This window comes from Gilliamella sp. B2923 (assembly GCF_026536565.1).
Taxonomy (GTDB): Bacteria; Pseudomonadota; Gammaproteobacteria; order Enterobacterales; family Orbaceae; genus Gilliamella.
In genome coordinates this window covers 1-12,870 of record NZ_JAFNNZ010000015.1, presented here as the reverse complement: position 1 = coordinate 12,870, position 12,870 = coordinate 1, and the positions used below count along the sequence as shown (strand labels likewise).

Here is a 12,870-nt window from a genome sequence, read left to right as displayed (position 1 = left end):
TGATTACCCGTAAATATATCACTTAGGCGCTGAGAAATGTTGCAAATTGGTCTCTAGATAAAAATTGTATCTAAAACCGCTATATGTATATAATATCAACGCATTATTAATTGAATTAATCATAAGAGAATAGTTAAGTTATGCATCCTCCAATTGGTATAGATTTAGGTACAACAAATAGTTTAATTTGTGTTTGGCAGGACGGTCAGCCAACTTTAATTCCCAACTCAATAGGCGAGTTGGTTACCCCCTCAGTTGTCAGTGTTGATAATGATGATTCTATTTTAGTTGGGCGTGCAGCATTGTCTCGCTTAACCACTCATCCCAATTGCACAGCAGCTGCATTTAAACGGTATTTAGGGTCGAGTAAAGTTTTTGAATTAGGCAATAAAAAATTTACCCCAACAGAACTATCGGCAATGGTACTAAAATCGTTAAAAGCTGATGCACAAGCGTTTTTAGGGCAGGAGATTTGTGATGTTGTCATTTCTGTACCAGCTTATTTTAATGATGAGCAACGTAAGCAAACCCGTTTTGCCGCAGAGCTTGCCGGGTTAAATGCTGTACGTTTAATTAATGAACCCACCGCAGCAGCTATGGCATATGGCTTGCACGAGGAGCAATCGGGAAATACGTTAGTATTTGATTTGGGTGGTGGTACATTTGATGTCACAGTACTTGAGTATTCCCTGCCAATTATCGAAGTCCATGCTTCAGCAGGTGATAATTACCTTGGGGGGGAAGATTTTACTCATGAACTGGTAAAAGCTTGCTTAAGTGAGTGGAATATTAAACCACAAGATATCGCAACAGATGACTATGCCCGATTATTAGATTTAGCTGAACAGTTAAAATGTAAGTTAAATGGCGAAAAAATGCATAATTTAACTTGGTTTTGGCAGGATAAACAATGGCAATTTTCACTTAACGAAAGTCGAGCTAGAATGATTTGGTTACCCTTGCTAAACCGTTTGCGAGCACCGATTGAACAAGCATTAAGTGATGCCCGTTTAAAGCCCAATCAGCTTGAACATATTGTGTTAGTTGGCGGTTCATCACAATTAGGTGTGGTTCGTGAGTTAGTGACAAAGTTATTTGGCAAACTCCCTTATCGTCATATTAATCCGACCACTATTGTGGCACAAGGTGCGGCTGTTCAAGCGGCTTGTCGTTTACGTAATGCAGATGTGGAAGAAGTTATCTTGACCGACGTTTGCCCTTACACATTAGGTATTGAAAGTTCTTCCGATAATGTTCGTGGTTTATTTTCCCCAATTATTGAACGTAATACGATTGTACCGACCTCAAAAGTTAAAACCTTTTATACTACACATCCGCAGCAAAAATATATCTCTGTTGCAGTATATCAAGGCGAACACCCACTTGTTAAAAACAACGTATTAATTGATCAGTTTGAGGTGCCTTTAACGCCGACCGAAGAGCTGCAAGGAATCGATGTTCGATTTAGCTATGATTTAAATGGTTTATTAGAAGTCGATGTGATAATACATGCCACCGGCCAACAGCATGGTAAAGTCATCGATCATAGCCCGATAGGATTAACAGAAAAACAAAAACAAGAAAGCCATGAACGATTGAAATCGCTTAAAGTTCATCCACGAGATCAAATGCCAAATCGTACATTATTGGCTAGATTAGATCGTGCATGGGCACAATCATTAGGTGATGAACGCAGCTTGATTGGCTCGTATATCGAAACTTTTTTAACCGTATTAGATCGGCAAAATACTGAGGAAATTGAAACAATTCGTTGTGAAATTGAATCATCTTTAACTAGCCTCGATAGATAACTTAATGAATTATTAATCTATTGATTATAATACATCCCCTTTTATTTTTTTATAAAAGGGGTTTTTGTTAGTTTTCTTTCTCATTTATTGGTGGTCCGTATCGATTTGTTTGTTCAATACTTGGCTGCCAAAGTCGAAAAATATTGAACCTTTTCCCCGTATCGGTATCATTGACACGCCTTTTTATGGCAAAAATAAGATTAATGAATATTAGGCAAAATAACATTCCTCGAAAGAGATAATCAAAATTTTGTAGATCAAGATTTTTCAGGAAGGCAGGTATCCTTGTTTCAATGAGAAATAAAAAAATTGTCATCCATACGGTCTGTATAAAAAAGCCTTTATTATTTGTGCGACCATTCCAACGCCAAAACTGAAAATACCCATTTTTAGGTAGTGATTGTGCATTGAGTTTTTCTTGATTTTCTTGATTTTCAGCTAACAGCAATGCAGCGCAAAGTCGTAGTACTAAATTATTACTCGCGTCTGTTCGTAATTGATCCAAAACATTAATTTGCTTTTGAACACAGATGCCATAAGGATTGGATAAATGTTTTGCCAGCTTAGCAATGAAGATAGCTTGCTTTGCAGCTTTACTTTTACTGCCTACGGCCAAAAGTGTTAAGCGCTTTTCATTTATTAAAGTGTGTGCAATTTTTTGAAGATTTAGGTTGTCGCCGGCAATCGTTTGTAATGTGTGCTCTAATTGAGACTGTTGTGCTGTTTTATTTAAAACAATTTTGTATAGCAGCATCAAATAGATAGGATTTTCATTCGCTAATTTTGTTTGCCAAAATCCGGTTAAATGTTGTGGAATTTGGGTAAAATCAGTGTCGTATGGATTGGTAATGATGTTTTCAATTGAGTTAGGATAATTACTCAAAACACAATTAGTGATCTCATTGTTATTAATTATCAAGTTATACAGTTCTGATTCATTTTGCCAATTACCATACTTAAAGATATTGACCAATGGAAGAAATGGATCATCATCGGTTAAAATAAAATCACTGTTCTCTTTTTTAATTAACTTGGCTGTTTCTAAAGGGTTATTAGTAATAGCGAGAACGAGCATACAGCTACGATACCATTGCCAATAGGCCTCTTTATCGATCAAGGCGTTAGGTGGAAATGGAAATTGGTAATATTGTTCATTGTCAAAATAGACCTGCCAGTCAAACATTTCCATATTAAAATATTTCATATATCTGTAAAGATGTACTTTGGCGTGCTTAGGAATTAAATCAAACCTATCTAACCATAAACGCACATATATCGCGTCATCATTATCGCTTTCAATATCAAATCTGATTGGCATTGGAAGATCTTCATCACTATTATACAACCAATCTTTAAATGCTTTTATCGGTTCAAGTTCGGTTAGCCATACTAAATGTTGCTTAGCCTGACGTTGTAGATTTTGTAAAATGAATTGTTCAAATATATCATCGCTTTGTTCTTCAAGAATTTGCTGTAATAAGGTTTGATTACCGTGGCATAACATAATGGCATGTCGGTATAAGCGATATAAACGATTGGTACCATTGTCCAGTAACAACAAAGGCAGGATTTGGCGATAATTCCAATTTATTTCTAGCGCCCAATTTATAAAGCTAGCAATTTCTGGTGAATAATCGCTAGGATCGATTTGAGCTAATCGTGATACTGTTATCGTAGACCATTGAGGAACTATATTATAAAAGTTATTGTCTGTTGATGTCGGTGCTAGGCAATAACAGTCATTAAGTGCGATACATAATAGTGGGAAATACTCTTGCGCAAAATATGAACACCAACCCGCTATCCAACTGGCTGCTTTTTGTTGATAATGACCTGTATTATAAAGATCAATCCAAGCTTGTAGCGCATTTTGTTTATCGGTAAGTAATGTATATTGAATTGCCGCTAAAAACCGCCATTCGATAATATTACGCTCATCATCATCGTTTTGGGCGATACGTTGTAAAGCATAGTCTAAAATAGATTGATTTGGTATATTTGCCACACGGTAAAAATTGGCAAATTGCATCATTAAGTCTTTATCATCAGGTAAACAGATGACTGTATCTTGCATTAAAAAAGACTCAAGTTCATCTTGTGAACGCCACCAATATAACCAATGGCAGTGAGCAATATAATCAATGGTGGCATCTTGTAGTACGATATTTGTGGTTGGTAAGGATGCGTAATTGAAAGTATCGCCACTATCAATATATTCAAGAAAATTCTCATACTTTTCATATTGTTCGGGTTTTTCGATCATCAGCTGTTGTCGCCAACGTAAACTTTCGGCGAGTAATTTGGCGCATGATTGCGATATATTCTTTGCTTGAGTGCTTATTTCTAACAAACGCCATTTTACCGAATCAATAATTGCCATAGGATAGTCATAAAATGAACTGATAAATAATTGCCATTCATCGACATTAAAGCGACGTTTTGGATCATTTAAAAGCATTTGATAAGCAGTACAAATTTCATTCTCTTTAAGCTGCTCTTCTGTCAGTGGCTGGGAAATGTCTTGTGCTGAGCTGTCCGATTCTAACTCAGTAGCAAATTTTTCAGGCGATTTGGCATATTCTATTGCATTTTCATAAGCGGCTCGTAACGCTTTAAATCCATCAGGATCGGTTTCGGGATGATGATTGGGTAATTTTGCACGATATGCTTGACGAATAGTTGCAATATCAGTCGTTTTCTCAATGCCCAGTAGTTGCCATATGTTATCATTCATGACCAATCATACTCCATTAATGATGTTGGTTTCTCTAATTCTTCAATATTAATAAACCAAGGTAATAAGTTGTAAGGCAATGTTTTGTCTGTGTATAGTTCTGCCATTACATGGCGTTGTGATGTTCTGGTTAATTGACAATGCAACTGCTCTAAGTCCTCAATTCCCCACGTTTGCCTGTATCGATGACCAATAAACCAGCCAATATGATAATGCTGCCATGATTCATAAAAACATCGAGCTCGAAGACTGATCCTATTTAAAATCCATAAAGCTTCTTGTTCTGTTACATATTTATTGGTTGTGCCGATTCGTATAAGATATGCGGCTCTTACATAATCCCAACTACGAATACCGGCAACACCACAAGCTGGAAATGTTTGTTCCACATATTTTAGTATTATTTTCTGAATGTCTGTTTGTTCTTCACAATAGTTAAGCCATTCAATTTCAGAAAATCGTGAATATTTAAAATAGAGTTGTGAAATGAATTGTGCTGGCCCGTCATCAACCAGGTCAAATATTTGTTTTAGAAACGTTTCCCGAGAATTGATCTCCCAATTCTCACTTAAATCGATAAATGTATCATCAGGGAAAACATAAGGGGACGTAAAGATAGCACCATTTTTTTTATTTAACATAACCATAGGTGCCGATAAAGCGTATAACCAATCAATAAAATCTTGAGAAACCATTTTCTACTCAGTTGATAACAGATATTGTTTATAGCGTTGTAGAAAGATAACAGAATCATGTATAAATTAAAAGGGCATATTGTCTTGAAATTTAATGTGATTAAAATGCATAGCGGAATTATTACAAGAAGCAACAAAATTGTTTTGCAAATTGGTTTGTGCAAGGCATAATGAAATACGATTTTTTTTGTAATCATCTATACATTATTTAGCCACAAAAGAAAGGAGTTATAATGAAAAAATTCGCCTTAATGGTACTATTAATGTCAGGCGTATTGATGCTACAAGGCTGTGTTGCGGCATTGATTGGCGTTGGTGCCGGCGCTACAGCGACAATTGCAACCGATCCTCGTACTGCTGGAACCCAAGTTGATGATACAACGCTTAATTCACGAATTACCAGTAAATTAAGAGATAACGGACCTATGTTTATTGGCTCACGTATTTCAACTAGCACTTATGACGGTAATATTTTGTTAACCGGGCAAGCAAATCAAGAACAAATTGAGAAAGCTGAAAGCTTAGCAAATGAAGTTGAAGGTGTAAAAACAGTTTACAATCAAATTCGTATCGGAACGCCAGTGGGTGCTGGCACAGTAACTAATGACACATGGATCACCACTAAAGTAAAATCTCAGTTAATGCTAAATTCACAAGTTAAATCACGTAAGATAAAAGTGGTGACGGAAAATGGTGAAGTTTTCTTAATTGGTATCTTAACACCAGAACAAGGCAGACTTGCTGCTGAAGTTGCCAGTAAAGTAGCCGGTGTTAAAAAGGTGATTACGCTTTACACTTACCCAGATAACTAATCAGTTAAAATTATAAAAGAAGGGGGGATTTCCCCCTTTTTTTATCTTATTTTATTGATTCGATCCGTTCAATAAGTTTTGCCAGGCCTTGCTGTCGTGATTGGCTAAGTTCTTGAGCAATTTTCAGTTCTTTAAATAATGCCGGAAAGTCGATAGCATGAATTTGCGTGGCATTTTTGTTATTGGCTATCAAGATCAAAATAGCAAGTAATCCTTTAACAATCCTTCCTTCACTATCACCTTGAAAGATAAATGTGCCGTCAGCTTGTTTTTGATAAGTTAACCATACTCGGTTTTCACAACCGTTCACTTGATTTTCCTCGGTTTTTTGTTCTGGAGGAAAATCAGGCAATTGTTTAGCTAAAAGTATCAGTTGTCGGTAGCGATCTTGCCAGTTATGTTGCTGAGAAAATAGTTCAGTTAAAGATTGTTGTGAAACCATATTATAGACCTATTTAGGGTGATAAAAATTTGCCATGCTAGTTCAGTTTAGATAGATGTTTTCGCATAAATTTATGCAAATATCTCAATGGCATTATTAAGGGCAGTTATCAATTTATCAATATCTTGTTGATTATTATAAGGCATAAGCGATATACGAATCACACCGTGACAACCCAGTTTATTCATCAACGGTTGAGCGCAAAGCTCCCCAGTACGTATGGCAATATTTTGATCGCCTAATAAGATTGCAATATCATTATGATGAATATGCTTAAAATTAAAGCTGATAATAGGGCTACCTTCGACGCTATAAAATTGAATATCATCAAACTGTTTTAATTGCGATCTTGCATAATTGGATAATTGAATTAAGTAGTTATCTGCCTGAACTTCATCCCATTTATTTAACCAGCTAAGTGAGGCATTTAGGCCAACAATCCCGGCGATATTTTGCGTTCCGGCTTCAAATTTGTAGGGCAGTTGTGCAACTTGAAATTCAGAAAATGTGGTTGTCTTCAACATTTTCCCGCCACCTTGCCAAACGCTCATTTGTTCCAGTAACGTCGCTTTGCCATATAACACCCCTAGCCCAGTTGGGGCATATAGCTTGTGTGCTGAAAAGGCATAAAAATCGATATTGAGCTTGTCAACATTGATTGGCTGATGAACAATACCTTGCGCCCCGTCAACCACTAATATCGCATTATTTTGGTGAACAAGTTGACTAATTTGCGCTAAATCTGGACAAAATCCCGTTACGTTAGACATTTGCGTCACCGCAACGATTTTTGTGCGTGATGAGATGAGTGAAGAAAGCTCATCAATATCCGCTGACCATTGAATGACTTTTGCTCCAGTCTGCTTAGCAACGATTAACCAAGGTAATAAATTGCTATGATGCTCTAATTCGCTAACGATAATTTCATCGCCAGGTTGTAATAGGGGGCGAGCATAACTTTGGGCAATTAAGTTAATTGATTCAGTTGTGCCACGCGTCCAAATAATTTCATGGCTATGTTTGGCATGAATCAGATTAGCAACATTTTCTCTTGTTGTGTGAATGGTTTGTGTTACCTGCAGCGCATTATGGTGCAAACTGCGTTCAGCCGTTGCGGTGTTGTGCGCATAATATTGTATTGTCGCATCAATCATCGCTTGTGGCTTAAGCGCAGTGGCTGCCGAATCAAGGTAGACACTTTGATTATTGAGCGCGGGGAAATCGGCCCGAAATTGCTCGGCATCAAAATATTTATTGCGCAAGTTCAAGTCCTGCAATTCCATTCCAGTAACCATTACAGTCTCGTTTATGTTCAATGTGCAAAGGATTTAATCCGTCTTCATTGGCTTTAAACTGTTTGACCACATCTAAGGTTTCAACACCTAATGGCGAGATGCGGACAATATCAACCAATCCTTTCATCTCTTTAAGATTATTGCCTAAATTATAACAATAACCACTTTGCGTTTGAATGCCGTTTAACACAAATACTTTTTGCTGTTCTTGTGAAAATACTTCACGGCCGGTTGGGTATTTAATACAGCAGGTTTCACATTTATCTTTTGGTCTATCTTCGGAACGAGCGGTAAAACAGCGAGCAGAATAAGCTAACGGTAAGTAGCCATAACTAAAGACTTCAACTTCAAAATTTCGAGCTATATTCAAGCTATCAAATTGATTAAGTACATTGTTTAACCAATCGCGAGAAAGTTCAACAGGCATACACCAACGTACCATACCCTGTTTTTGTAATAACTTTAAGGTTAAAGCGTTATAACAGTTAATAGCCGGACCTGCCACAAAAGGTAAATGATTATCATGGGCAATGTTAATTGCTGCTAAGTCATTAGCTTCAACTAAAAAATCACCATTGTTTACCAGCTGCCTTAAATCATTAAGTTCTGATGGCGCTTCAAGTAATGCTAAAGTGGAAAGGACGACTTGCTTGCCAGATTTGGCAATCTCTTTTGCTAAGTCTAACCAATTGGGCACCTTCATTTCACGGCGTTTGGTACATACCGTTTCACCCATATAAATAATGTCTGCTTCACTATTAGTGGCAGCATGGTAAAAAGCTTCAGTTTCGATTTTAGGCCAATAGTACAGCACTGGTCCTAATGCGTATTTCATCGTTTTGCTCACTATATTTATATTAGATTGATTTAACTAAAAATCGCTACAGCGATTTTATTTACATTGTCATTAATTAAAATATGAATCTATTTCAATCATCTTTATTGTGAATGACTAATTGGCAAGTTAATTCTACATTATTGCCATTTACGGTGATAAGCACCTAATGTGGTTTGCGTTCCTTCTGAAACAGAACCAAGTGTATCCATCCAATTTTTTTCTGCCTGATAGGATTGTGGATTAGCTTTATAGCGGTCAATAGCTTGTCGCCATACTTTGGTCACTTGTTCAACATAAGCCGGGCTACGTTGACGGCCTTCGATTTTCACCGAGGCAATATTAGCAGCAAATAATTCCGGTAAAAGTTCAATCGTATTTAAACTGGTTGGCTCTTCAATCGGATGATAAAGCTCTTCACCAACAAAGTAGCGACCTTTACATAAGGTTGGGTAGCCAGCATTTTCACCTTTTTTATGACAGTCGATCAAAACATTGTTTAGTCTTGACTCAAGCCCCTTTTCGGTCTCTTCCCAGCGCACAAATTTTGCTGGTGAGCACGCACCAACAGTGTTAGGTGATTCGCCAGTTAAATAAGAAGACAAGTAACAACGGCCTTCTGCCATAATACATAAACTGCCAAAAGCAAAAACTTCTAACGGAACAGGCGACACTTGAGAAAGCTGTTTTACCTGATGCATTGACAACACACGAGGCAACACAATTCGATGTACGTGAAAATTATTATAATAAAACTTAATTGACTCTTCATTGGTCGAAGAGGCTTGCACCGAAACATGGCGCTCTAAATTGGGATATTTTTCAGCTGCATAATCAAGCATTGCAAGATCGGCAATGATTAAAGCATCAGCGCCAATGTTTGCAGCGGTATCAACCGCATGTTGCCACCGCTGAAAATTTTCAGGATGCGCAAAAGTATTAATCGCAATATGCAATTTTTTACCACGTTTATGTACATAATCCGCAGCTTCAATTAATCGCTTCTCATTAAAATTTAAACCAGCAAAGTGACGGGCATTGGTATCATCTTTCAAACCAATATAGACAGCATCAGCGCCATTATCAATCGCCACTTTTAACGATGGTAAAGATCCAGCAGGACAAAGAAGTTCCATAATTATTCCTAACTTAAGTTCGGTATTTAATACGCCATGTATTATGCAATAATTCCTGATTTAATGCGAATAGAAAGCAAATTTCTAGGCTAAAAAAAACATACAACCCTGTTTTTTATATAACTGTATGTAATAAATATAATTTTTAATAAAGTAAGTGATTACTATTGATAATTAAATTGAATCAAAACGGTGATAGTTAACATAGGATAATTTACGATTTTGCAAAGTAAAAAACCAGACATTTATTATTTAATTTCTGGTTTTTATATTTAAAAAGAATTTTATCAATAATCAACTAAATTCAATCTATTTTATGTTTAGCGTACTATGTTGCTGATAATTAATACTTATTTCAGCGCATTTTCAAGTTGTGTTAAATTTTCAGTCGAATTTAATTGAGTCATACAATTATTGATTAATTGTGAAGTGATATCTTGAACTAACTGATAGTTATTACTTTCCCATTCGTCAAAAGTTTTGGTTTTATCCTCTACCGATAAACTGTTGTGAGAACAAGCAAAGTAAAATCCTTCCGCTTTAATCGATGTTTGATAAATAAAATTGTATTTATTATCCGTCAAACCATCATAAATCAGTTTAAATTTATAAGGTTGAATGGTGATAGTGTGTTCTTTTTGTTTGTTGGCTTTTATTTTTTTTAAAATTGTATATAACTGAGGTTTTAAAAGCTCCATGGTATTATTTGGTACTGAATTTACGTAGCTACCTTTTAATTCTTCCTTTGAAAAAGTATTCACGTTGCCACCAAGACTAGTAAAAAAACCTGCGGCAAATTGAACTACTTTCAATCCAACAACTTGTGCTGTGTTACTTCGGGTAACAATATTTAAATAACTATTCGTATCTTCAACTACTTCTCCATTAATGGCATTTTCCGTTAACACCTTAATATTCGCACCATTATTTAAAGTTATTACTTCTGTTTCCACAATCTGTGTTCTAGGTAATGGTTCTCTGTTGCCAGAACATCCAAATAATAAAAGCAAGCAACAACTTAAAATAACATATTTAATCTTTTCCATAATTTTATATTTCCTTTTACTTATTTATATTTCATCAAATAATTTTTATTGGTATAAACAATAAGTTATTGTTTGATGCATCTTTATTATTGTATTGAATAAAGTAATTGTCCAGATTTGTAATTATTTATCTATTTAAAGAATTTCTTAAATGATAGCTAATATAGCGCTTTTGGTGATCGGCTTTATTGTGATGTAAAACCGTTTGTCGCTATCTTCAAAACACGTTGACGTTCTGGGGCAGGCTATGACGCCATTGCTAACCTACTACTCGTAACAACTAAACAAGGTAATTATTATGACTAAGGTATACGTTGTGCTAAAATTAACCACCAGTTAAAGCATGGGCACCAAACCTGACAAGCACTTTTATATCGTGGGTTACATGTATGATGTCGGGCATAATAGTCCCAGCTCAGAACTCACTATTAAGGGCTAGTGGTTGAAACAGATACGTTTTTATGCCAAACGGCCTATCATCATTAAAGTTAAGCAAAACAAATTAATTATTGAACTTGCGATACAGATCTAAAAAGTAATAAGAGCTCCCCGCTTAACCAGAGAGGGGCTTTCATTTATGCGGTAACAAGATCCTGTTTTGCTTCATTTAAAATATTAATAAATTCATCAAGTGGAAATTTTGGTGTTACCTGTTCTGCTAGTATTCTGGAGTCAAAGAAAAACTCTATTTCTATATTAGAAATACCTTTGTCTTTATTTAATTGGCAAAGTATTTGTCCTTTGTAGGATATTTCAATAGTTATTTCTTTATACTTATTATCACTAAAAAAATCAATTTCAAAATCAGTACTCATAATTAGTTATTCCCTTATCAGTTATTTCTTTTTTGGATCTAAAAAACCAGAAAAAGAACCATCAGCGTTATAGAGGATTCCTTGTCCGTTAGGTAATCTATATTCAACGCCACCACGAGATAATTCTGTTCTAATCGTATTAGGGTTTTTAATACTCCCTTAACAAATTCACTAGCAAAAAGGGCAAGTTAATTGTGGAAATTGCGAAGCAGATCGCATAGTTGATAAAAAATTAGTTTAGTTCTACGAAGTGAATCGCAGACCTGAAAATAACTTACAAATAATTAAAAGTAAAAGTTTGACTTCTACCATCTTCCATCAAAATTAACTCATCAACTTCATTAAAAACTTGTTGATTATTGATGATTATAATTTTTCCTTTGATAATCGATTGTATTGCATAATAAGCATATTCGCCACCGACTAAAACACCAAAAGTGTAATCTTGTTCAATTATTTGAGATATAATTTTTTTAGGTAAAAGTATTATCTTTGCAAAGTCACCATTATTATCAGCACTTAAAAAAGCCTTTTCATTTGTACCACCTAATATATAAAAATATGCTTTTAATTTAACAAAACCATTAATTTTTTTTGTCACTACATCTTCAATCGATAATAACATATCATCATTTCCTACTTTGATTTAGTATTTGTGAAAATTGCTTGCCTAGAAAACTTATTTTTAAACTCATCAATTGGAGTAAAGTATTGAATTATCAATTCGAGAAATTTCAAGAGTAATAACAGATTTACCATTAATAAGATAAGTATATATGTCTTCACTTTGTTCTATCATGTGATATAAGCAACATGCTGAACCCAGTGTATCAAAAATTTTTTTAAGTAAGGAATTACAATTTCTTGTTCCATTTTATTGAATTCGTCTATTAATTGATTCTTAGTCATTTTATTGATGATGTCCCGATAGCGATATCATTATCTGCATAAAGCGCTAATTGCTTACCGGCAGAAATATCGACCGTTTTGGCATCAATATCATGCCCGGCATCAATAAGGGTAGGGGGCTTTAGCAGTTAGGATTTTATGTCGGTTGCCCTGTTATCATTAAGATTGAACAGGGCTAGTTGATTGTTGAACTTGCGATGCAAATCTAAAAGATAATAAGTAAGTTCCACACAGATTAGGTGTGGGATTTTACTGTGACTGATAATCCTCATATTCCCAAGCAAAGTACCTTGATAGTTTCTGAGCTGTTTCCAACCAAGTATCACAAGTACATTTTTCA

General features: G+C 35.4%; 12 protein-coding genes. 2 read left to right on the top strand and 10 right to left on the bottom strand.

Features of this window, described 5'->3' with window-relative positions:
• The first annotated feature begins 140 nt into the window (after positions 1 to 140).
• Positions 141 to 1,811: a molecular chaperone HscC gene (locus tag J3U42_RS11365; protein WP_220218588.1), complete on the top strand. Its 1,671-nt coding sequence runs from the start codon at positions 141 to 143 to the stop codon at positions 1,809 to 1,811.
• A 67-nt stretch (positions 1,812 to 1,878) separates the two neighbouring features.
• Here the strand turns inward: J3U42_RS11365 and J3U42_RS11360 are convergent, their stop codons facing one another.
• On the bottom strand, positions 1,879 to 4,545 hold the full coding sequence (locus tag J3U42_RS11360) for a J domain-containing protein (RefSeq protein ID WP_267336504.1): 2,667 nt from the start codon (positions 4,543 to 4,545) through the stop codon (positions 1,879 to 1,881).
• The gene (locus J3U42_RS11355; protein ID WP_220218590.1) at positions 4,542 to 5,240 is read right to left on the bottom strand and encodes a DUF1266 domain-containing protein; all 699 of its coding nucleotides are present in this window, start codon (positions 5,238 to 5,240) and stop codon (positions 4,542 to 4,544) included. The genes J3U42_RS11360 and J3U42_RS11355 overlap by 4 nt, the downstream gene beginning before the upstream one ends.
• Positions 5,241 to 5,473: 233 nt before the next feature.
• Between J3U42_RS11355 and dolP the strand changes: the two genes are divergently transcribed.
• Positions 5,474 to 6,052, top strand: a complete 579-nt coding sequence (gene dolP / locus J3U42_RS11350; RefSeq protein WP_220218591.1) for a division/outer membrane stress-associated lipid-binding lipoprotein — start codon at positions 5,474 to 5,476, stop codon at positions 6,050 to 6,052.
• Positions 6,053 to 6,098: 46 nt separating this feature from the next.
• Here the strand turns inward: dolP and csdE are convergent, their stop codons facing one another.
• The 8 genes from csdE to J3U42_RS12450 all read right to left on the bottom strand — a co-directional run.
• Positions 6,099 to 6,494 carry a cysteine desulfurase sulfur acceptor subunit CsdE gene (gene csdE, locus J3U42_RS11345; RefSeq protein WP_267336503.1) on the bottom strand — a complete coding sequence of 132 codons (396 nt, stop codon included), beginning with the start codon at positions 6,492 to 6,494 and terminating at the stop codon, positions 6,099 to 6,101.
• Positions 6,495 to 6,565: 71 nt separating this feature from the next.
• On the bottom strand, positions 6,566 to 7,789 hold the full coding sequence (gene csdA / locus J3U42_RS11340; RefSeq protein ID WP_267336502.1) for a cysteine desulfurase CsdA: 1,224 nt from the start codon (positions 7,787 to 7,789) through the stop codon (positions 6,566 to 6,568).
• Positions 7,746 to 8,624 carry a U32 family peptidase gene (locus J3U42_RS11335; RefSeq protein WP_220218593.1) on the bottom strand — a complete coding sequence of 293 codons (879 nt, stop codon included), beginning with the start codon at positions 8,622 to 8,624 and terminating at the stop codon, positions 7,746 to 7,748. The genes csdA and J3U42_RS11335 overlap by 44 nt, the downstream gene beginning before the upstream one ends.
• Before the next feature lie 140 nt (positions 8,625 to 8,764).
• The gene (gene ubiU / locus J3U42_RS11330; protein ID WP_267336501.1) at positions 8,765 to 9,760 is read right to left on the bottom strand and encodes a ubiquinone anaerobic biosynthesis protein UbiU; all 996 of its coding nucleotides are present in this window, start codon (positions 9,758 to 9,760) and stop codon (positions 8,765 to 8,767) included.
• Between the two features lie 350 nt (positions 9,761 to 10,110).
• Positions 10,111 to 10,806 carry a hypothetical protein gene (locus tag J3U42_RS11325; RefSeq protein WP_267336500.1) on the bottom strand — a complete coding sequence of 232 codons (696 nt, stop codon included), beginning with the start codon at positions 10,804 to 10,806 and terminating at the stop codon, positions 10,111 to 10,113.
• A 575-nt stretch (positions 10,807 to 11,381) separates the two neighbouring features.
• On the bottom strand, positions 11,382 to 11,621 hold the full coding sequence (locus tag J3U42_RS11320; RefSeq protein ID WP_220218606.1) for a hypothetical protein: 240 nt from the start codon (positions 11,619 to 11,621) through the stop codon (positions 11,382 to 11,384).
• A 274-nt stretch (positions 11,622 to 11,895) separates the two neighbouring features.
• Positions 11,896 to 12,246, bottom strand: a complete 351-nt coding sequence (locus tag J3U42_RS11315) for a hypothetical protein (protein ID WP_267336499.1) — start codon at positions 12,244 to 12,246, stop codon at positions 11,896 to 11,898.
• Between the two features lie 533 nt (positions 12,247 to 12,779).
• Positions 12,780 to 12,870: Imm8 family immunity protein (locus J3U42_RS12450; RefSeq protein WP_416380461.1), on the bottom strand; the 91-nt coding region annotated here is incomplete at its 5' end.